20 protein-coding genes and 1 pseudogene are annotated in these 19,173 nt (G+C 45.3%); 14 read left to right on the forward strand and 7 right to left on the reverse strand.

The genetic code is table 11. The annotated features are described in order from the left end of the window. The first annotated feature begins 20 nt into the window (after nucleotides 1-20). On the forward strand, nucleotides 21-2,501 hold the full coding sequence (locus AB6D06_RS17695) for an EAL domain-containing protein (RefSeq protein ID WP_372111198.1): 2,481 nt from the start codon (nucleotides 21-23) through the stop codon (nucleotides 2,499-2,501). A 145-nt stretch (nucleotides 2,502-2,646) separates the two neighbouring features. Here AB6D06_RS17695 and AB6D06_RS17700 read toward each other — a convergent pair whose 3' ends face one another. Together AB6D06_RS17700 and AB6D06_RS17705 are read right to left on the reverse strand one after the other, a co-directional pair. Then, entirely contained in the window at nucleotides 2,647-3,243 is a 597-nt protein-coding gene (locus AB6D06_RS17700) for a tRNA-uridine aminocarboxypropyltransferase (protein ID WP_017061019.1), read from the reverse strand. Between the two features lie 2 nt (nucleotides 3,244-3,245). Continuing rightward, complete coding sequence (locus AB6D06_RS17705) at nucleotides 3,246-4,790, reverse strand: COG3650 family protein (protein WP_372101084.1); 1,545 nt, start codon at nucleotides 4,788-4,790, stop codon at nucleotides 3,246-3,248. A gap of 39 nt (nucleotides 4,791-4,829) precedes the next feature. On the opposite strand from AB6D06_RS17705, the gene AB6D06_RS17710 reads away from it, so the two are divergent. Continuing rightward, on the forward strand, nucleotides 4,830-5,297 hold the full coding sequence (locus AB6D06_RS17710) for an EVE domain-containing protein (RefSeq protein WP_017061021.1): 468 nt from the start codon (nucleotides 4,830-4,832) through the stop codon (nucleotides 5,295-5,297). 87 nt (nucleotides 5,298-5,384) lie between these two features. On the opposite strand, the gene AB6D06_RS17715 is transcribed toward AB6D06_RS17710, so the two are convergent. Next, nucleotides 5,385-6,212: a Cof-type HAD-IIB family hydrolase gene (locus tag AB6D06_RS17715; protein WP_017061022.1), complete on the reverse strand. Its 828-nt coding sequence runs from the start codon at nucleotides 6,210-6,212 to the stop codon at nucleotides 5,385-5,387. Nucleotides 6,213-6,394: 182 nt separating this feature from the next. Further along, complete coding sequence (locus tag AB6D06_RS17720; protein WP_372101086.1) at nucleotides 6,395-7,375, reverse strand: alpha/beta fold hydrolase; 981 nt, start codon at nucleotides 7,373-7,375, stop codon at nucleotides 6,395-6,397. An 81-nt stretch (nucleotides 7,376-7,456) separates the two neighbouring features. Between AB6D06_RS17720 and rhtB the strand changes: the two genes are divergently transcribed. The 7 genes from rhtB (at nucleotide 7,457) to AB6D06_RS17755 (ending at nucleotide 13,976) form a co-directional block, all read left to right on the forward strand. Beyond that, nucleotides 7,457-8,074, forward strand: a complete 618-nt coding sequence (gene rhtB / locus AB6D06_RS17725; RefSeq protein ID WP_017061024.1) for a homoserine/homoserine lactone efflux protein — start codon at nucleotides 7,457-7,459, stop codon at nucleotides 8,072-8,074. Nucleotides 8,075-8,119: 45 nt separating this feature from the next. Next, nucleotides 8,120-9,340 (forward strand): EAL and HDOD domain-containing protein, encoded by a 1,221-nt coding sequence (locus tag AB6D06_RS17730; RefSeq protein WP_017061025.1) that lies wholly within the window; start codon nucleotides 8,120-8,122, stop codon nucleotides 9,338-9,340. A 99-nt stretch (nucleotides 9,341-9,439) separates the two neighbouring features. Beyond that, nucleotides 9,440-9,781 carry a metalloregulator ArsR/SmtB family transcription factor gene (locus tag AB6D06_RS17735; protein ID WP_017063763.1) on the forward strand — a complete coding sequence of 114 codons (342 nt, stop codon included), beginning with the start codon at nucleotides 9,440-9,442 and terminating at the stop codon, nucleotides 9,779-9,781. Between the two features lie 173 nt (nucleotides 9,782-9,954). Further along, nucleotides 9,955-10,956: an ArsJ-associated glyceraldehyde-3-phosphate dehydrogenase gene (locus tag AB6D06_RS17740; RefSeq protein ID WP_017061027.1), complete on the forward strand. Its 1,002-nt coding sequence runs from the start codon at nucleotides 9,955-9,957 to the stop codon at nucleotides 10,954-10,956. Nucleotides 10,957-10,977: 21 nt separating this feature from the next. Further along, nucleotides 10,978-11,472 carry a cyclin-dependent kinase inhibitor 3 family protein gene (locus AB6D06_RS17745; RefSeq protein WP_372111203.1) on the forward strand — a complete coding sequence of 165 codons (495 nt, stop codon included), beginning with the start codon at nucleotides 10,978-10,980 and terminating at the stop codon, nucleotides 11,470-11,472. Nucleotides 11,473-11,572: 100 nt separating this feature from the next. Further along, a complete protein-coding gene (gene arsJ, locus AB6D06_RS17750) occupies nucleotides 11,573-12,793 on the forward strand; it encodes an organoarsenical effux MFS transporter ArsJ (protein ID WP_372111205.1) in 1,221 nt (406 codons plus the stop codon). Nucleotides 12,794-12,962: 169 nt separating this feature from the next. Further along, nucleotides 12,963-13,976: an acyltransferase gene (locus AB6D06_RS17755; RefSeq protein ID WP_372111208.1), complete on the forward strand. Its 1,014-nt coding sequence runs from the start codon at nucleotides 12,963-12,965 to the stop codon at nucleotides 13,974-13,976. A 60-nt stretch (nucleotides 13,977-14,036) separates the two neighbouring features. On the opposite strand, the gene AB6D06_RS17760 is transcribed toward AB6D06_RS17755, so the two are convergent. Then, nucleotides 14,037-14,366 carry a DUF2500 domain-containing protein gene (locus AB6D06_RS17760; RefSeq protein WP_017061032.1) on the reverse strand — a complete coding sequence of 110 codons (330 nt, stop codon included), beginning with the start codon at nucleotides 14,364-14,366 and terminating at the stop codon, nucleotides 14,037-14,039. 244 nt (nucleotides 14,367-14,610) lie between these two features. Between AB6D06_RS17760 and AB6D06_RS17765 the strand changes: the two genes are divergently transcribed. From AB6D06_RS17765 to AB6D06_RS17780, 4 genes are all read left to right on the forward strand, one after another. Then, nucleotides 14,611-14,985 carry a hypothetical protein gene (locus AB6D06_RS17765; protein ID WP_004736595.1) on the forward strand — a complete coding sequence of 125 codons (375 nt, stop codon included), beginning with the start codon at nucleotides 14,611-14,613 and terminating at the stop codon, nucleotides 14,983-14,985. A 928-nt stretch (nucleotides 14,986-15,913) separates the two neighbouring features. Further along, the gene (locus AB6D06_RS17770) at nucleotides 15,914-16,534 is read left to right on the forward strand and encodes a lysoplasmalogenase (RefSeq protein WP_017061033.1); all 621 of its coding nucleotides are present in this window, start codon (nucleotides 15,914-15,916) and stop codon (nucleotides 16,532-16,534) included. A gap of 90 nt (nucleotides 16,535-16,624) precedes the next feature. Next, entirely contained in the window at nucleotides 16,625-16,861 is a 237-nt protein-coding gene (locus AB6D06_RS17775) for a YecH family metal-binding protein (protein WP_017066763.1), read from the forward strand. A 206-nt stretch (nucleotides 16,862-17,067) separates the two neighbouring features. Next, nucleotides 17,068-17,652, forward strand: a complete 585-nt coding sequence (locus AB6D06_RS17780) for a YhgN family NAAT transporter (RefSeq protein WP_017061035.1) — start codon at nucleotides 17,068-17,070, stop codon at nucleotides 17,650-17,652. A 117-nt stretch (nucleotides 17,653-17,769) separates the two neighbouring features. On the opposite strand, the gene AB6D06_RS17785 is transcribed toward AB6D06_RS17780, so the two are convergent. Continuing rightward, nucleotides 17,770-18,036 carry a DUF1145 domain-containing protein gene (locus tag AB6D06_RS17785; RefSeq protein ID WP_016784000.1) on the reverse strand — a complete coding sequence of 89 codons (267 nt, stop codon included), beginning with the start codon at nucleotides 18,034-18,036 and terminating at the stop codon, nucleotides 17,770-17,772. A 10-nt stretch (nucleotides 18,037-18,046) separates the two neighbouring features. Next, on the reverse strand, nucleotides 18,047-18,649 hold the full coding sequence (gene rsmD / locus AB6D06_RS17790) for a 16S rRNA (guanine(966)-N(2))-methyltransferase RsmD (RefSeq protein WP_017066764.1): 603 nt from the start codon (nucleotides 18,647-18,649) through the stop codon (nucleotides 18,047-18,049). Between the two features lie 230 nt (nucleotides 18,650-18,879). On the opposite strand from rsmD, the pseudogene AB6D06_RS17795 reads away from it, so the two are divergent. Beyond that, nucleotides 18,880-19,173: pseudogene (locus AB6D06_RS17795) on the forward strand (hypothetical protein); the annotation flags it as partial.

Consider the following 19,173-nt stretch of genomic DNA (forward strand, 5'->3'; position numbering starts at 1 on the left):
ACGTAACGATTAATGTGAATATGCAGTCGACTTCTCTCCTGATACAAGACATTGAGCAAACCCAACGTGAATTGGAAAAGATAGATTTTCATCAACATGAAAGCCTACTGATTCAGGTGTTTTCGTCTTTCGAGAAAGGTTCTGTTTTGGCTGCCTGCCAAGTGATTCAATCGACTTTTCCCAATGCCAAATTGATTGGTTGCAGTGCTAACCACTACATTAGTCAAGGTGTCATCCTGCACCAAGGTCTTTATCTGATTGTTACCCGCTTTGACGCGACGTCTTACTCTTGTGGTGTTGTCGAATATAGCGAACAACCATTGCTCGATAGCCACGCTATGTGGCAACAGCTTGAGTGCAATGATAATACTCAAAGCATCATCTGTTTCGCAGACCGCTTGCAGATAAATAACCGAGATCTATTTTCAGCGTTTGAGCAGTCGATGTATTCATTACCGATCTGTGGCGGTGCATCGACCATCACAGATAATGGGCGATGGGTGATGTTAGACGGCATTTGCTATGAAAATGCCTATGTGATGTTGGCGCTGCACAGTGTTGAGCTCTCCATCGCTAAGGGTTACTACACTGAATGGAATCCGATTGGTCGAACTTTTCGAGTGACAGGTGCTCAAGAGAACCGGTTGTTGGAACTGGATGGGATGCCTGTTCGCGAACTCTACAATCGTTACCTCGCTGATGGCCTCGAAGTGCCTTTTGAGCAACTGCATAACTTTCCCTTGATGGTCGGTGACCCGAAAGAGCAAAACATTCACTTACCGCTCAAGGTAACGGAAAGTGGAGAGATAGAATTCAGCGGCCTGTTCCAAGTGGGCGATGAGGTCCGGTTTTGTTATGACCATCCATCACTGACCTTAGAGCAGATACGACTGGGCGTGCAGCAGATCGCCTCTCATAGGCCAGAACAGTTCTTCATTTACAACTGCACCTCTCGCATCGACTTTATCGATGGCAACCAAGAGGTAGAGGTTTTCCAAAAATTGGCCGACAGCTATGGCGTTTACTGCATAGGAGAACTTTATCAAGAGAATAGCCAACAGCGAATCTTGCACCATAGCCTCACTTACCTTGCGCTTAGAGAGGGTGAGGGTAAGGCAGTATTGCCATTAGAGACACAACCCGCTACCAATATATCCCCTCTGTTTTCATTGATCCGAAATGCACTGCTTGATGTCGATGATATGAATAACAGTATGGCGAGTAAGATTCAGCAGCAAGCCACTGCATTGACGGCAAGCTATCGAATTGATCACCGTACAGGTTTACCCAATCGAAGTGTGCTGCGTGAGAAACTGTCGAAGATGAGCAGTGATAGCCACTTACTAGCTTTGAAGGTCACGACCTTTGGTCAGATCAATGAGAAGTATGGTTATCGAGTAGGTGACAAGCTTCTGCATGATTTGAGTGAGTACTTTCAAAAGGCGCTGTGGCAGTTCTTTGATGAGGGCTGTCAGCTCTACAGTATCGGTATTGGTGAGTGGGCGGTGGTGTTTGATAGTTGGGCGAGCCAAGAACATATTCATCAGCGATTCTCGGAATTTGCCGATCAAACCGAGCATGTGAATTTTGAGCCTACCGGTTTACCCGATATTGATTACTTGTCGGTGTCTATCTGTGCGGGTATCGCCAGCCGTCGAGATTTCCCGACTACCTCTATTGATGACTTATTGTTGAAGGCGATTGATGCGAGGCGCAGCGCTGTCAGCCAGAACAAGCACCTAGTGAGCGCCAAGGCACTCATTCAATTGGAGAAGCATCGCCAAGAGCAACTTGGTTGGCTGTCGTGCGTGAGTCGCGCGGTGCTTAATCAGAATATTGTGGCGTGCTCTCAGCCCATAGTTTCAGCACATAGTCATCAGGTAGAGAGCTACGAGTGTTTGGTTCGAATTGAAGAGGACGGTCAGTTAATTGCACCGGGTAAGTTCTTGCCAATCATTGAAGGAACCCATCTCTATACACGCCTCAGTCGTCAGATGGTAACGCGCACCTTCGATTTTATGAGTCAGCGAACCGATTCGTTCTCAATTAATTTAGCGCCACAAGATTTCAGCAATGAGAAAACCATTCTTCACCTTGAACAAGCGATCAAGAAAATCAGTCACCCACAGCGTATTGGCTTGGAGGTGTTAGAAACGGAACAAATTCAGGATTACGGTCGCTTGATTGAGGTGTGTAATCACTTCCGCGATCTTGGTGTGAATATTATTGTTGATGACTTTGGTTCGGGCTATTCGAACATTGATGAGATATTGAAGCTAGAACCACAGGTGATCAAGCTTGATGGCAGTTTGATTCGCAATATTGATAAAGATAAAAAGCAGCGCAAGATCGCTCAGCAGTTGGTGAGCTTATGCCAGATTCTGAATGCTAAGACGGTGGCGGAGTTCGTTCATAATGAGCAGGTGTGCCGTATTGCTGAAGACATGGGGGTCGATTACTTGCAAGGGTATTACTTTGGTCAACCTCAGCGTTTGTTTTGATGGAGCGAGCGTTTCACGTGAAACACTGGTTGGCTCAATAACGAAAATACGATGTAAAAAGGGTGAGCTTATGGTTCACCCTTTTTGTTTTTAGTGTCTGTCTCGTCCCGAAATGTGTTTTTACCTTCCCGCGCGCCTGCTTGGTCTATTTGAGGGCGTGGCCACACTTGTCGGCGTGGAACACTTTTAGATAATGCTGGTAGTAGTCATCAATGAGCTTGGCAGATTCACTTTCACCTAAAGATTTGAGTAACTCAATACCCACTTCACAAGTACACAAGTGGCCACTGTCTTGGTTGCGGCGCAAGGTGTATGAAGATTCGCTGGTAATATCGAGGTGAACTTGCGGAACGGCTTGTAACCACGAGCTCTTGTTAAGCATCTTCTTCGCTTCTTGCCATGTGCCATCCAAGATGATGAATAGCGGCTTACGGCTCTGGGCTTGGGTCATTACAGCTTGCTGGCACTCGACACTTTGATCACTTGGGAATAAAAGAAACGGTTGTCGTGTTTCATCGTCAAGCAGTGCGATGAGCTCCGCTGGTGGTGTTTTCCTTTGCCATACAATGGACTGACACTGATCAAGGGATTGCTGAAGCAGCTTCCCTGTATTGGTATCGCGTGACAGTTCATTCTCATGAGTGAGCAGTACAAGATCGATTTGGCTTGCGACACTAGGTATCAGGTGACAAATACATTGGTGAGTGAAGCTACAACCATGGCAAGCTTGTTGGTTACTCATGTTTACAACTTAACTCCACTTTGTGCGGGTGAGATACCATCAGCAAACAAAACCACGTCGCTGATATCAGCATCATCTGCAACTGGAGCGACACTTGGGTTTAGCGGGTAGCTGACACCAGAGTATGAAAGTGTGTGTTTCGCCGGTGTTGCACCGCCGCCACTGACATTGAAGATCAGATCCTGCCAGCCGTGGTTTTGCGATTTACCTAAGCGTATGTCGCCCTTAACCAGTGTCACTCGGCTATTGAAGCGCCAGTTATCTTGATGGTTTTCGAAAATTAGCAGTGTACAGCCACCAGAACCACACCAATCGAGTTGGGCGAACAGCTCTTCTTTACCGTCGCCGTTGAGGTCGTAGGTTAACCAGCGGTATTTAGTGTCGTCAGGTGAGCTGTTGTTGATCTTAAAGTATTCGCGGATCGCTTGGTCGACTTTTGGATCAAGTTGATCGCTGGAGTTCACCTGCTTTGCGGTTAGATCAACGTTAGTGGTGGTGTTTACTTGTGCTTGCGCACCCTTAGCTTCGAATAGCACCAGACCGCCATTGGCAATCGGATACACCACGTTGCCCACTTTCTCTTTTTCAGCGATTAGCTTGCCATTATCGAGTGTGAAGATGCGCTCGGAGATCAAATATTGTTGCTGGTGGCGAGTCATAACCACTTGTACCTGATTTTGGTTCAGTTGCTGCCAGAAGCCTTGTTCAACAATAGAAGGGTCTCCATTGCTGTATGAATAAGTCGTGATAGCACTGTGGTCATTGTTGAGTTCAAGGTTGATAGAGAACCCTGAGTTTTGCGTTGAGCTAGCGAAGTAGAGTCCGCTCCAGTCCAGCGTTGGATCTTGGTTAGAGACCGTCGCACAGCCATTGTAGTTACTGTCATTGAGGTTAAGCTTGGCATGCCATCCATAGATAGAATCGCTCATGCCGTCGCTACAGCTCTCTTTCGTAAGGTTGAGTTTGCCTTGTGCAGCTTCACCTTCTAATTGGTAGTCACGGCTGCTCGATGTGGTGCGGCTTGATTCAATATCGAGGGTCTGTGGCTGTTCGCCCATCTTGGTGTATTTCAGCTGGTCTTTATCGAAGGTTGCTGACCAGAAGGGTTCATTACCAAATACTCGTGTTGAGCGCAGCGGTTGGACGCAGCGATCTGGGTTCTCTGCGGTTAGGATGTTCACTTGGTCAACCACGAAACGCGCTGTGAAATCTGCGTTATAACCCGTTTGGCTCGGCACGGTTAGGTGACCAATCAGCTCGCCATATAAGGCTTGGTAAGGTCTCGTTGAGAGCCCTTGTGCTTCTAACGCTAACTCTGGAGATAAGTCTAACCAGTATTGTTGTTGGCTACCGCAAGGAGTGAAGGTTCGGCTTTCATGGCCAACCACCACCTGACCACGCATGATGAAGGTTTGCGGTTGAATGCTCAGTGGCTCATCCAAGTTTGCTGGGGGCTGTTCAGGTTGTTGCGGCGTATCAGGTGCCGTAACACAGCCTTGTAGAGCGAACGCGACTAGCCATGTCACTGGGTTTTTCATTACCTTCATGTTATATCTTCCTCGGAGCAACCGTTAATTGGATTTATTATGGCATATTGGTTATTTAAAACAGAACCCGACACCTTCTCTATTCAGACTCTTAGAGTACAAAAAACCTCTTGTTGGGAGGGTGTACGCAACTATCAGGCTCGAAACATGATGCGTGATGACGTCAAGCTTGGCGATCTGGTGATGATATACCACTCATCATGTAAAAAAGTTGGCGTAGCGGGGATCGCTAAAGTAACCAGAGAAGCCTACCCAGACCACTTTCAGTTCGACCCTGAGAGTGATTACTACGATCCTAAGTCTTCACCCGATAACCCACGCTGGATCATGGTGGATGTCGAGTTTGTGCGAGTGACTGAGCGCTTGATTCCTTTGGTTACGCTTAAAGCCATGCCTGAACTCTCCGAAATGCCCTTGGTGAAACGCGGTAATCGCTTATCGATCATGCCGGTTACCGAACAAGAGTGGCAGGCAATCTTAAGCAAAGAAGTGTTAGGTTCTCGATAGCGTTAGAGAGAGCTTTTTACGTAAGGTTCAAAAAAGGCAGCCAGTTGGCTGCCTTTTTATTTATTCAGATCTGTTCAACGAGCGAGATTAGAGCAGATGCTTTTCTAGGTAGTGAGCAACGGCATCGTCTGCGTTACTGCCAATCACTTCATTGTCAGGTAGTGCTTTCATCACTTTCTCATGTGATGTACCCATGATTAGACCTTTACCCGCCATAGCCAGCATTTCAGCGTCGTTCATGCCATCACCAAAGGCAACACAGTTATCCAGAGTCAGGTTTAGTGATTTTGCAACAGCGTCTAGAGCGTGGCCTTTAGAGACTTCAGCTGCCATCACTTCCAGACACCAAGGTGTAGAGAAGGCGATGTTCAGTTTGTCGCCAAAAGCATCTCTTAGCTTTTGTTCAAACGTGACGAGATATTCGTGGTCTTGTTCTGGATGTGTGAAGAAGACTTTCGCGATGCCTTCGCTTGGTGCGTTTTCAGCTTCAAAGCGCTTGTAGCTAAAGCCAGACTCACTGTGGAATTTAGCCAACATTTCATCTTCACGGTCTAGTAACCAATCTTCATTCTGGTACATGTGAATAAAGAGGTTTGGATCTTGGCGCACAATATCAATAACTGGCTGAACGAGTTCCTGAGGTACGTTCTGGCTATACATCAGTTGATCGTTTTGGTCATGCACGCGTGCACCGTTTGAAGTGATCATGTACGCCGGAATACCTGCTATCTGACGAATACCCGCCACATCGACGTGGTGACGACCCGTAGCGAAGATGAAGGTATAACCTTGGTCGTGTAATTTCTTAAGCGTTAGCTTGGTAAAGTCGCTTAGCTGATGGTTGGGAGCCAAAAGCGTACCATCTAAATCAGAAGCAACAATCTTCACGGAATCTTTTAGTGCAGGAATACTCATTTAACCCTCATTGCAAAATGCTTAACCAATATTGACGCTAGCCAGCGCTAGAATCGTTTTAACTACAATATCTCTAGGTAGAAATTGTATGCCAAATTCATGCAAGAAAAGAGGGCAAAGCTCACTTACTTCTCTTCCTCTTTAGCGCTTATTTTCTTGGTAGGTTGCTTAGCCTATTAGCTCTAGGCGAAAAACTGATTGATCGCATCCAGTGTTTGATTGCGATATTCATCCTGCTCAAACAACACCTCATGCCTAGAACCCTCAATCAACTTAAACTGACAATCAGAGTTGGTTTTCTTCAGCTTAGAGATGAACTTTACTTGAGCACTGTTACTGACAATCTTTTCATCCCCAGCTTGAATCAATAGCAGAGGGATCTTGATTTGACGAGTTTGTTGAATTGCTTGCTTGGCGGCCATTAACCCTTGCCACACCCAACGCGTGCTTGGTCCACCCACCTGCAAAGATGGAGACTCGTCATATAAGCGGCGGAACCACTGATAGCGAACCTTACTGTGGCTCAGTAAGTTGTTTTCAAAAGGCTTCGAATAATATGCTTGCTGGCCCGGCGCGTAAGTTGGCTTGGCATAAAAAGCGGTAAGCACTTGTCCAACGATCATCGCGATAGGTTTCAGGTACCACTCGGTATTGATACCAAACATCGGAGCGCACAGAGTCACCTTATCAAACGGGTGGTCTGGATGGGTTTGTAGGTAGCGAGTGGCTATGGTGCTGCCCATTGAGTGTGCGAGCAGGTAGCGATTGGAATACTTACTGAGATCAAAACTGGCAATGACGTCAGACATGTCAAATGCATAATCATCAAACTCATGAATGTGACCAATGTCAGAGTCTGTTACCATACGTTCAGACTGGCCTTGACCTTGGTGGTCAAATGAATAAACGTCATAGCCTTGTTGATAAAAATCATAAAAGATTTCTTGGTATTTTTGGCAGCATTCGATACGGCCATTTGAAATCACAATAGCTTTGCTGTGCTTTTCTGAGGTGAGGCTGCACCAGTACAGTTTCTTTTTACCAGACGATGTTAAAAACCCCTCTTTTCTTTGTTGCCAAAGAGCGTTGATCGGGTGTTTAATCGCATGATCGAACTGAGGTTCTTGAGTGTAAGGGAAGGTGGCTTCGCTGTGGTTTTCCATGGGAAATTACCTGAACTGATGCGTGTGAGAGCTTTATTGCTACTAATGTTGTTAGATTAAAGAACTAGTAAGGAAATGCAAATGGATACTCATGTTTGGCTTGCTTATGTTGTCACAGCGATTTTGTTTAGCTTGGCTCCGGGCTCGGGTACCGTTAACTCAATCAGTAATGGGCTTAGCTATGGCACTAAAAAGTCACTCGCATCAATTGTTGGCTTACAGCTTGGTCTTGCGTTTCACATTATGCTGGTGGGCGCGGGTATCGGTGCACTCGTTGCTAAGTCTGCGTTGGCGTTCACCATCATTAAGTGGGTCGGCGTGGTGTACTTACTTTGGTTAGGTATTCAAAAGTGGCGTGATAGCTCGAGCCTAGTAGCATCTGAAGAAAGCTCTACTCTGTCGAGTGGCAAACTGCTGAGAAACGCTGTGCTTATCAACCTAACTAACCCGAAATCAATCGTGTTTTTGGTGGCTTTGTTTCCTCAGTTTATTGACCCTACACAACCTCAAGCACCTCAGTTATTAGTGCTAGGTGTGACGACAGTATTCATTGATAGCGTTGTTATGTTGGGTTACACCTCATTAGCGTCACAAATGGGACGTTTTATTCGCTCTGATCGCATAATGGGTAAGATAAATAAAATATTTGGTGGTATGTTCATGGGCTGCGGTGCTTTGCTAGCTGCCGCGAAAGCTTAGATTAAGCGACTGAGTTATAGTTAAACCAATCAGAGTTATCAAGAAATGACCGCTACATACGTTGCTCGACAACCTATCTTAAATCGCAAGAGGAATACACTCGGCTATGAGTTGTTATTTCGCGATGGAGAAAAGAATGCGTACCCAGCGCATATTGAGTCTAATCGAGCAACGTATCGTCTGATTGTTGAGAACTTCTTGTCTGTTGGTCTTAACCCTTCTATTCCATCTTCACGCTGCTTTATCAACTTCCCTTATCAAAGTTTGATTCGTCGACTGCCCTTAAGTTTGCCGAAAGATAAGGTGGTGGTAGAGATTCTGGAAACCTGTAAACCAACAGATGAATTGTTGGAAGCGGTTAAAGACCTTTACCAAGCGGGTTACATGATTGCCCTAGATGATTTTACTTCGACCCCAGAATGGGAACGTTTCCTTAAATACACGCATATCGTAAAGCTCGATATTATGCAGATGGGTTTGGATGAAGCGTGTGATTTGGTTAGGGCGCATCAAGGGAAAAAGTTTAGCTTTTTGGCGGAGCGCGTTGAGACCGAACAAGAATTCCAGCAAGCCAAAGAGGCTGGCTTTAAGTTTTTCCAAGGTTACTTTTTCAATAAACCGGAAATCATCAAGAGTAAATACATTAGCCCTGAGCAAGTGATTGCTATGGAGCTGTTTCAAGAAGTGTGTAAGCCCGATGTGGACTTTCAACGGGTGGAGAGCATTGTCGCGAAAGATGTGGCGCTCTCATATAAGCTGCTGCGTTTTGTGAATACTATGTCGCCGCGCCTTGAAGTTACCATCTCTTCTTTTCGTCAGGCTTTGGTATATCTAGGTCAAGAGAAACTGAAAATGTTTGTCTCGTTAGCCGTCGCCTCTTATGTGTCCGATAAAAAGCCTAAAGAGCTGTATGGATTGTCTCTACAGCGAGCTCAGTTCTGTCAGCGTATGTCTCGCTATCAGGCATTTGAAGGGTATAGAGAACAGGCCTTTATGATTGGCTTATTCTCCTTGTTGGATGCTCTGTTGGACTTGTCGTTAGATAACTTAGTCGAGCAGTTGCCGCTGTGTAAAAGTATCAAGGTTGCTCTATTACGTAGAGAAGGGCCATATGGTACCTTGCTCGCACTTGAAGAGAGCTTTGAGCATGCCGATTGGCAACAGATTGATGAGCACTGCGCCGATTTAGGATTAAGCGTGGATCAGGTTAAAACGGAGCTTACTGAAGCGCGCCGTTGGAGCCATACCGTGACCAACAAGCTCTGATATTTCTTCGTTAAACTTTTATGACAATTGAAACGCACGCCTTGACGTGCGTTTTTTTATATCTAAGATATGTGCATATCCATATATGAGTATGTTTTTATGCTTCCTCACCAATTTTTTAAATTACTGTCCGATGAAACGCGAGTGCGTTGCTTAATGTTGATAGTTCGCAATGAGTGCTTATCGGTTGGTGAGTTGACTCAGGCATTGCAAGAAAGTCAGCCAAAGGTTTCACGCCATCTTGCGCAGCTGCGTTCAAACGGTGTTTTGATTGATGTTCGCCAGGGGCAGTGGGTGTTTTACCGCCTGTCACAAGATTTACCAGGTTGGATGCTAAAGTTAATTGACGACCTTATTGCATCGAACTGTTTGAAAACTGAATACCAGCAAGATATTGAGCGCTTAGAGTCGATGAACTCACGCCCAGTATGTTGCGTTTAAATACATTAAAACTTAATGCCGAAATAGTTGTAGTTGCAGCTAGGCGACAAGTGAACTTATCCCTATGAGCATAGTGGCTCTATGTAATTAGGGCGGCCGGCGCTCCGGTAAGTGAACGTAGTCAACAACGCTGCGGCTTCAAATATGAAGGCAATTAACTGAGAGAACAGAAAATGACAGTCAAAGTAGGTATTAATGGTTTTGGTCGTATCGGCCGTCTAGCACTTCGCGCAGCATTCGATTGGGATGAGCTAGAATTTGTTCAAATTAACGATGTTGCTGGCGACACAACAACACTGGCCCACCTTCTAGAATTTGATTCAGTTCAAGGTCGCTTTCACCACGAAGTAACTGCAGAAGGCGATGAGATGATCATTAATGGCCAGCGCATCAAGACCACACAAGAGCGCGACATCGATGCGATCGACTGGTCTGGTTGTGATGTGGTTATCGAAGCGACAGGTGTTCACCGTAAGACCTCTTTCCTAAACAAATACCTAGAGCAGGGCGTGAAACGTGTTGTGGTATCGGCGCCAGTGAAAGAAGAAGGCATCGCAAACATCGTTGTTGGTGTGAATGACAATATCTTCGACCCTGCGGTACACAAAATCGTAACGGCAGCGTCTTGTACAACGAACTGTATCGCGCCAGTGGTTAAGGTGATCAACGAGAAGCTTGGTATCGAGAACGCAGCCTTCACCACTATTCACGATTTAACTAACACGCAAACTATTCTTGATGCGCCGCACAAAGACTTACGCCGCGCACGTGCATGTGGCATGAGTCTTATCCCAACAACGACGGGCAGCGCCAAAGCGATTGTTGAGATCTTCCCTGAGCTAGAAAACCGCATCAACGGCCACGCAGTTCGTGTACCGCTAGCGAACGCTTCTCTGACAGACATCATCTTCGAAGTGAAGCAAGACACCACGGCAGAAGAAGTTAACGCGATGCTGAAAGAAGCGTCTCAGAATGAACTAAAAGGTATTCTTGGCTTTGAAGAGCGTCCACTGGTTTCTATCGATTACAAAGGTGACCAACGCTCAACAATCGTGGATGCACTATCAACGATGTTGGTCGGTAAGCGCATGGTTAAGATCTACGCTTGGTACGATAACGAGATGGGTTACGCAACACGTACTGCTGAGCTGGTTCGTACCGTTGGCCTTGCTTAATAAGAATCTGGAGAAGATATAATGACACATCCAACTTGGGAACTAAAAGTAGAGACTGGCGCATTAGTTCTAACACCATGCCCTGGCACAAAAGAAGCAACGCTTGATGCATCACTGGCTCAGCTAAAAGAGCAAGGCGTTGAAGCTATCGTGACAGCACTTGATGACCATGAGCTTGCAAGCAAAGACGTGGCGGCACTTGGTGAAAAAACACGTGCGTTAGGTATGCAATGGTTCCAGATCGAAATTGAAGACGACTGTGCACCGGGTGCTGGTTTTGCTGCGAAGTGGCAAGCAGCTAGCCCTGAGCTACATAACATCGTCGATAACGGCGGCAAGGTTGCAATGCATTGTATGGGCGGCTCTGGTCGCACTGGTTTGTTCGCAGCTCACCTACTGTTAGAAAAAGGCTGGGATTTGAGCAAGGTAGTTCAAGAGGTGCAGGCACTGCGTCCAGGTGCCTTCACTAAACCTATCCAGGTTGAATACATTAATGGCGTAGCGAATAGCGAATAGCTAATAGTCATCAGTGTTAGACAGGGAGCTTTTGGTCTCTGGAGTGTTGAACTTATCATGATCCAAAAGCTCTTTTTGTTTAGATTGCAGAGATAGCGTTATGTTTTCAAATCTAAGTAAGAGCGTTCGCCAATATATGTTGGTGACTTTCAACTACTGGAACTTCACCATTACTGATGGTGCACTTCGCATGCTGGTGGTTCTGTATTTTTACGACCTTGGCTACAGTTCACTAGAAATCGCCTCACTGTTCCTTTTCTATGAATTCTTTGGTGTGGTGACTAACCTAATCGGTGGCTGGTTAGGGGCGCGTCTTGGCCTCAATAAGACCATGAACATTGGGTTAGGCATGCAAGTCGTCGCCTTGGGTATGCTCGCGGTGCCAACGGCAATGCTGACCATTCCTTGGGTCATGGCGGCGCAAGCCTTGTCTGGTATCGCTAAAGACCTCAATAAGATGAGTGCCAAGAGCTCAATTAAGACTCTGGTTCCTGATGAACAACAAGGCGCGCTTTATAAGTGGATTGCGATTCTGACCGGATCTAAGAATGCGCTTAAAGGGGCAGGCTTCTTTATTGGTGGTTTACTGCTTTCAACGATTGGCTTCCAATACGCCGTGCTCGCGATGGCAGCCGTGTTGGCATTGGTCTTCGTTGGCAGTGTGTTGAGCTTAGAAGCGGACATGGGCAAAGCGAAAACCAAGCCTAAGTTCAAACAGATCTTCTCTAAGTCTGAATCCATCAACATCCTATCCGCAGCACGTATGTTCCTGTTTGGCGCTCGTGATGTGTGGTTTGTGATTGCTTTGCCGATTTACCTAGGCAGTGTGTTTGGTTGGGATCACTCATGGGTGGGTGGCTTCTTAGCGGCTTGGACCATCGCATACGGCTTTGTGCAGGGCATTGCACCCAAGATTACTGGTAAAGCTCAAGGTAAGGTGCCAGATGGCCATGCCGCGCTGTTATGGGCTGGTGCGCTGGCTATAGTGACCGCTGCTATCGCTTATGCGGTACAGATTGGCTGGCAACCCGAGTTAGTTATTATCGGTGGCTTGATGGTGTTTGGTGTCATCTTTGCGGTGAACTCATCACTTCACTCATATTTGATTGTGAGTTATGCGAAAGGCGATGGCGTTTCTCTTGATGTCGGTTTCTACTACATGGCAAACGCGATGGGCCGTTTGATTGGCACGATATTGTCGGGCTTGGTATTCCAAATGGCAGGTTTGTCTGCGTGTCTGTGGGTTTCCTTCGCATTCTTGGCGATAACGACGGTGATCTCTCTGCGTTTACCGAAAGTGCCGAAAATTTCAGCGGCATAAGCTTCAGCCACATGAGCCTCATTTGTGAGAGCTCAAGTCGCAGAAGCTAGAGTCGTATGAGCTAAATTCGCGATAAGTATCTCCTTTAACACTAAGCTGACTTGGTATTTATTCCGGTCAGCTTTTTTATTGCTATAGTAGAATGATTGAATATTAATCAGGCATTTACATGAAGCAGCGAATTCTCTTTTTTGATTTAGCACGATGTGTCGCGGCCGTAGCGGTTATCGCGATTCATGTTTTGGCGCCTTATCGCAATGAGTTGGGCACTATTCCTTTCGGTGAATGGCTTACTGCCATTACGGTAAACGGTTTCAGCCGCTGGGCAGTACCTGTGTTCATTTTGATTACTGGCGCACTGATGCTCAGTGATCAGCGCCCGTTTGACGCCAAATACTACCTCAAGCGTCGTTTGGGCAAGGTACTGATACCTTTCATTGTCTGGTCGCTTTTCTATACCTATCTGTCGGGCTGGTCAGCAATGGGCTTTGATGCCGACGTCAGTTGGGACGTGTTGCTTAATAGCTACCATCATTACACCTATTACCACCTTGGTTTCTTCTATTACTTCATCCCACTCTATTTTGTGATTCCGTTCTTGCAGATCATGGTTAGAAAGTACGGTGATAGATCGGTCTATGCCTTTACGGCGGTATGGTTGTTCACAACATTGCTGTTCTTACTGAAAATCGATGGCCCTTGGAGTCACGAATTGTGGTTGTACACCGGTTACTTACCATTGGGTTACTTGCTGTATAAGATTGTGCCACTTAACAAGATGACCGTTGGCGTGAGTGTGTTACTGGGTGGGCTAGCGTTACTAACCACGGTTTACATGGTGGTTGATGCAAGCTTGGTAGCAGAAGAGTACACGGTAGGGCGCTGGCTATCTTACAAAACGTTGAATACCGTATTAGCCGCGAGCATGGTGTTCATGGTATGCCGTTACTATGGTGAAGGCCTGTCTGAGAAGAGTAACCAAGTGGTTGGCTTTATCAGTAAGCACAGCTTAGGTATTTACCTGCTGCACCCGATTTTCTTGTGGCCGATGAAAGAGTTTGGTTGGTACCAAGGACATCCGGTATGGGTTATTCCATTATGGATTGTGATCAGCGGAGCTGGCGCATTATGGATGAGCTGGTTGGTGTCTAAGTCAGAGAAAACGCGTTGGTTATTGCCTTAGCGGTGATTGCTAAGGCTTTCTGATGGATTGCTTAGGGACGACAGTTGAAGCGGCTGACGTTTAGCGCTTCAACGCAAAGTGTAAGAACTTATCGCCTTGGTAGGTTAAGGTTCCTTTGTCGCCAGGGTTAAGGGCGTGGAAATAGTGGATGCCGACTTGGAATTCTCGCTTCGGACCAACCACACCACGTTGAACGTAAATCCAGTACTCTTGATCTTCTTGGCCCGGTTCTGCGTCAGGAAGGTCGATCGATTGTTTGTCTAACACCGTGACATTCACTTTCTTCTCTGGCGCATTTTCACCTTGCGAGTGTTTTCGATAGAAACCAATAAATACCCAAGCCGCTAGAGCAGCGAGAGCAAAGATGGCAAAAAAGAGTGAATTAGGCATATAACCTCCATGTAGTCGTGATGGTTATTCTAGTCTTTCAGGCAATAGGGATATGTGTTTAAAGCCGTTATTCGTGAACTGTTGTAAGCCAAGCTGATTATTTTTCGGCAGACATCACATTTAATGGTCAGTTTGGGATAAAGCATTGTTATTTATTGTCTCTTTCTCTCGTAAATAACAGTGATTTTGTATAAGAATAGGGAAATGCTCGACTAGAATTATAGTGTGGAGTGGGAGGGCTAAGATGACCGATATTGAAAAAGTGGTGACAAGAACTCGCAATATAGAGAAATTATTGAGGCTTCAATATCATGCCGAAGGCGAAGGATTGCATGAGCTTGTAACAAGCTGTGAAGAAAGGCTACCGCACGATATGGTGAGCAAGCTGCGCTATATCGCAACGTGTCGTAATAAGGTAGTCAATGAACATGAGGCTAAGTTGGAAGACCAACATAAGTTCATCATGATGTGTAACGACTGTGAGAAGGAGCTGACTCCACGTAGTGGTCGTTTTATCTGGCGAGTTGCGATCTTACTGATGATGGCAATGACTTTAGCTGCCGCAGGTTTCTATTATGCGAACTGGGATGTGCTAACACTGCATCTGTTTTCGAAGTGAAAAAATTGAACAAAAAAAGGGACGCTCATGGCGTCCCTTTTTTTATCTGTAACTTGCTTAGTACATCATCGGTAGTGTCATTAGACCTACAACTACCGCGATCATTACAAGTCCTTGTCTTTGCGAAGATGAAATCATAACACTACTCCTAAATTTGGTTGTCTCTCGCTATTTTTTAAAGAATAGCACTACTTATGGCTTTAGATCAAGAATTACTTTCGAAAGCTTTAAAAGTAGTAGAAAACTATGAGTTTTTGGCTTGTTTGGCAGTGTTTAACTGTGTTTTATGGTGTGTTCTTATTTTGTTCGTTGTGATTTATGTTTGTTCTAATTTGATTTAACTTGTTGTTTTGTAATGGTTGTTTTGTGTAATTTATATTGTTAAAGGTTGTTAAACTGTATTAATAGGGGCTGGTGGTGGCTAGGTTTGTTTTGGTTGGTTTTTTAAGTTTTCGACTTGGTTTTTGTGGCGGTTTTTACCGGGGGCTTGAAATAACCTGACAAAACTGGGATTTAAAAAAAGAAAACTGGCTACTTTACAAGTCTAGGCTTGGTTGGCGTTTTTATTTCCTTATTAATCTTGAGTTTCTTTGTTTAAGTTATTGTTATTGTTTGATTTAAAGGTGGTTATTTTAATTTTTCAAGTGTGGTATTTGACGGAATTAAGCCGATTTTGGTGAAGTCGATAGGTTAGAATTGGCCAAAACTCAAGTATGGCGACTCTAATGCCAGTTTGAATGGGTTTTATGATGATTCGTTCTAGTTTTAAAAGAATGGCCATTGTCATGGTGGTAATTGTTACGACTTCAATCTAAAGAGACTCTTTTTAGTGGAAGCGTAATCAAGATCCAATTTTGAGGGGCTGAGGCTTTACATCAACACTCGTGTGCCTAGACTGGCGACGATTTAAAGCAATAGGGCAAGTGGTATGTGGAGTTGGTTAGCGGTTTCCTTATCTGGTATCGGAGCAATAGCAGGAACGAAACATGGACATATCGGTCAGGCCTTATCGTATAAGGTATTTACCTTTGTATTATTAGCGACAATTGCTTTAACTCAGTCGGTTGTGGCTGACTTTACCTATTGGATAGTTGCGGGGTTGGCTATCTCTGCGATCGCAGATGTGCTTCATACTCTCACTCAAAAACGCCCTCTGCATTTTGTCTGCTTCTTATTGGCTCAACTCTGTTACAGCAAAGCTTTTTGGTTACAGCTATCAGGTGAAATGGTTTGGTGGTTGTTCGCGCTGTTATTGGCAGCTTGCGTTGTTGCTTTCTTTTTACTGCTGCCACGCTTAGACAAACTCGTTTTTCCCGTGGTCATCATGGGCATTGTGCTTATTCAGTTAGCATGGGCTTCTGGTGAGGTTTGGCTGCTGGATCCTCAGTTATCACACGCGGTCGGTTTTGCTGGCTGTAGCGTGCTGCTCCTTTCGGCCTTAGCTTATGCGCTAAACAGTTACCGCAGCCCAATCAAGGGCGCTTACTTTTGGGTAACGGGCAGTTACTTTCTCGCACACGCATTCATCGTCGCATCGATTACTATTTAGGGTAGAGCTCTCTCAAGCCTGAGCTACATCAAAACGGCGTTGCTAAAACTCGGTACTCTACGTGTAATTCATTAAATATGAGATTGAGTTATGACGACTGAAATTCACGCACACAACGTTTTAAACCTGCTTAGTGAAAAGCCACTGACTCGCGAAGAGCTAACATTAGCGCTTGCTCAAACCTATGGCGAAGAAGCTCGCTTCCATACTTGTAAGCTCAATGGTCTGGATTTAGATAGCCTGTTGAAGTTTTTCTTGAAGATGGAAAAGGTTGTCGTTGTCGATGATAAGCTTTGCACTAACCGCGAACGTGTGTGTAATCACTAATTCTTAGTGGCTTGTTTTATTCGTGAATAAAGAGTGGGTGCATGTTTCGGCTCCACTCTTTTCATTACCTTTCAATCTGCTTTCGCTAATTTGCCTTCTTATAATATCCCCTTTTAAAAGCATCAGTTAACCCGCTTATCACTGCGTTCGAAAATCAATGTTGAGGCTGCTATACTCCGCGCACTTACGCTTTTCGAGACAAACTTATGGAAATCTTATCTGCAGCAACCATGCTGTTTCTTATCATGGACCCGCTTGGCAACTTGCCAATCGTGCTCTCTATCCTTAAGCATATTGACCCGAAGCGTCGCCGTATTGTTCTGATTCGTGAGCTGATGTTCGCACTGGTTATCTTGCTGCTGTTCTTATTTGCGGGTCAAAGCATTATGAACTTCCTGCACGTGCAGCCTGAAACCTTGAGTATCTCTGGCGGTATTATTCTGTTTATTATCGCGATTAAGATGATTTTCCCAAGTGCGGGTAGTATTACTGGCCTCGCGGCGGGTGAAGAACCGTTTATTGTGCCGATGGCGATCCCAATGATTGCTGGCCCTTCAGTGATTGCGGCATTGATTCTGTTGTCGACACAGCACCCTGACAATATGTTAGAGCTTTCAGCGGCTGTGATGCTGGCTTGGGGCGCTACCTTCTTCATTCTGATGTTTAATGGCTTCTTCCTGCGAGTGCTGGGAGAGAGAGGTCTTAAAGCCATCGAACGCTTGATGGGCTTGTTGTTGGTTATGCTGTCGACGCAAATGTTTCTCGATGGTGTGAAAGGCTACATGGGCTAACATCAATATCATTGCTGAATAAAAAAACGCCGCTTAAATGAGCGGCGTTTTTGTCTCTACTGTTTCTGTCATGATGTTTTCTGTAGCTAAGCGTTTTATATCTGGGCTTAAGCTCGATTACATCATGTGTTTGCGTCGGATATCGAGTAAGGCGAAGACACCGAAAATCAATATTGACCACTTCTCCCAACGTGACATCTCGATCTTATCGCCGAATGCACCGATGAAAATCAGCATCTGCAGGCCGTGCATGAAGAACAAGAATGCGGTCATGATATAAAGCGCAATCGCAGCATTACCCGGAAACGGGTAGAAAATATTTACGATTAAGATAAACCAAACAAAGGCGATGGCTGCTTTTGCTAGTGGAAGCAAGAACTTCATTCAATAACTCCTATTCTTCAGTGATTCGATTGAACAGTCGGTAGCTTGACTGTCCGGTGGTCTTGTCGCGATGCAATTCCCAGTTCTCTGGCATAGCTTCGAGTTTCAGTTCTTTCTCTGTCTCGACGTAAATGATGGCATTGTCTGCAAGCCAACCGTTACTCTCAAGCAGTTGTACTGTTTCTGCCAGTAAGCCTTGACGAAATGGTGGATCAAGGAAAACCATATCGTAAGGCGTGCCCGGTTTCTTAAGGAAAGAGATAGCATCAGTATTCACGACATTAATGTTGTCTGCCTTGAGCTCTTTCGCGTTATCAGAAAGCTGTTTAGCCGCCTTTTGATTCATTTCGAGCAGTGTCACCATTTTGGCTTGGCGAGAAGCTGCTTCAAAACCTAGACCGCCAGAACCGGCAAATACATCCAAGCAAGTTGAATGTGGGATATCTTGAGCCACCCAGTTAAAGAGTGTTTCTTTTACTCGGTCAATGGTTGGGCGTAATCCTTCTAAATCATGAACAGGCAGCTTTCTACCTCTCCATGAGCCACTAATAATTCGAACAAAGCCTCCGGATGGCTTTTTTTGTGATGTGTTTTGCTGGCGACGTCTTACCATAGATTTTTTGACCGCTAATAAAGTGATACTATACCGAGCCCAATTTAAGTGGGTTCGTGTATTAAATAAATTTGCAATGACAAAGTGTATCAAGCTAAAAGCAAACTTATCACTGCTTTGTCATTTTTCTTTACTATTCGTTTGTACAAGCTTGTATTGTATAACAATAGCAAAGAGTCGACGTGTATTAAGTCAATACAGCTAATTAGTAGATCTAGGAAACTCCTCTGATGACGGAAAAAAAGAAGCGCGGATTATTATCGTGGCTTGGTTTTGGTGACGAAGAACAAAGCCCAAAAACTCAGAATGAAGCGAACGTAGAAAACGTTGAAGATCAAACTGAAGTTGAATCACAAGTCGAGGCTGAAGCTGAAGTAGCTAAGCCAGCTGAACCTCAGTCAGTTGAATCTGAGCTTGCTGAATCAGATCAAGCGCTTGAAGAGACTCAAGAAGAGCAGCAACCTGTCCTAGCAGAAGCAGAAGCAGAAGCAGAAGCAGAAGCAGAAGCAGAAGCAGAAGCAGAA

Source organism: Vibrio sp. 10N.239.311.G01 (genome assembly GCF_041465805.1).
GTDB lineage: Bacteria > Pseudomonadota > Gammaproteobacteria > Enterobacterales > Vibrionaceae > Vibrio > Vibrio crassostreae_C.

Excerpts from the sequence above, each read along its gene's own strand:
- AB6D06_RS17710 (WP_017061021.1), top strand. The coding sequence starts at position 4,830 with ATGGCATATTGGTTATTTAAAACAGAACCCGACACCTTCTCTATTCAG.
- AB6D06_RS17765 (WP_004736595.1), top strand. The coding sequence starts at position 14,611 with ATGACCGATATTGAAAAAGTGGTGACAAGAACTCGCAATATAGAGAAA.
- AB6D06_RS17705 (WP_372101084.1), bottom strand. The coding sequence starts at position 4,790 with ATGAAGGTAATGAAAAACCCAGTGACATGGCTAGTCGCGTTCGCTCTA.
- AB6D06_RS17755 (WP_372111208.1), top strand. The coding sequence starts at position 12,963 with ATGAAGCAGCGAATTCTCTTTTTTGATTTAGCACGATGTGTCGCGGCC.
- AB6D06_RS17760 (WP_017061032.1), bottom strand. The coding sequence starts at position 14,366 with ATGCCTAATTCACTCTTTTTTGCCATCTTTGCTCTCGCTGCTCTAGCG.
- AB6D06_RS17695 (WP_372111198.1), top strand. The coding sequence starts at position 21 with ATGCAGTCGACTTCTCTCCTGATACAAGACATTGAGCAAACCCAACGT.
- AB6D06_RS17785 (WP_016784000.1), bottom strand. The coding sequence starts at position 18,036 with ATGAAGTTCTTGCTTCCACTAGCAAAAGCAGCCATCGCCTTTGTTTGG.
- arsJ (WP_372111205.1), top strand. The coding sequence starts at position 11,573 with ATGTTTTCAAATCTAAGTAAGAGCGTTCGCCAATATATGTTGGTGACT.
- rhtB (WP_017061024.1), top strand. The coding sequence starts at position 7,457 with ATGGATACTCATGTTTGGCTTGCTTATGTTGTCACAGCGATTTTGTTT.
- AB6D06_RS17740 (WP_017061027.1), top strand. The coding sequence starts at position 9,955 with ATGACAGTCAAAGTAGGTATTAATGGTTTTGGTCGTATCGGCCGTCTA.
- AB6D06_RS17730 (WP_017061025.1), top strand. The coding sequence starts at position 8,120 with ATGACCGCTACATACGTTGCTCGACAACCTATCTTAAATCGCAAGAGG.
- AB6D06_RS17715 (WP_017061022.1), bottom strand. The coding sequence starts at position 6,212 with ATGAGTATTCCTGCACTAAAAGATTCCGTGAAGATTGTTGCTTCTGAT.
- AB6D06_RS17775 (WP_017066763.1), top strand. The coding sequence starts at position 16,625 with ATGACGACTGAAATTCACGCACACAACGTTTTAAACCTGCTTAGTGAA.
- rsmD (WP_017066764.1), bottom strand. The coding sequence starts at position 18,649 with ATGGTAAGACGTCGCCAGCAAAACACATCACAAAAAAAGCCATCCGGA.
- AB6D06_RS17720 (WP_372101086.1), bottom strand. The coding sequence starts at position 7,375 with ATGGAAAACCACAGCGAAGCCACCTTCCCTTACACTCAAGAACCTCAG.
- AB6D06_RS17700 (WP_017061019.1), bottom strand. The coding sequence starts at position 3,243 with ATGAGTAACCAACAAGCTTGCCATGGTTGTAGCTTCACTCACCAATGT.
- AB6D06_RS17745 (WP_372111203.1), top strand. The coding sequence starts at position 10,978 with ATGACACATCCAACTTGGGAACTAAAAGTAGAGACTGGCGCATTAGTT.
- AB6D06_RS17735 (WP_017063763.1), top strand. The coding sequence starts at position 9,440 with ATGCTTCCTCACCAATTTTTTAAATTACTGTCCGATGAAACGCGAGTG.
- AB6D06_RS17780 (WP_017061035.1), top strand. The coding sequence starts at position 17,068 with ATGGAAATCTTATCTGCAGCAACCATGCTGTTTCTTATCATGGACCCG.
- AB6D06_RS17770 (WP_017061033.1), top strand. The coding sequence starts at position 15,914 with ATGTGGAGTTGGTTAGCGGTTTCCTTATCTGGTATCGGAGCAATAGCA.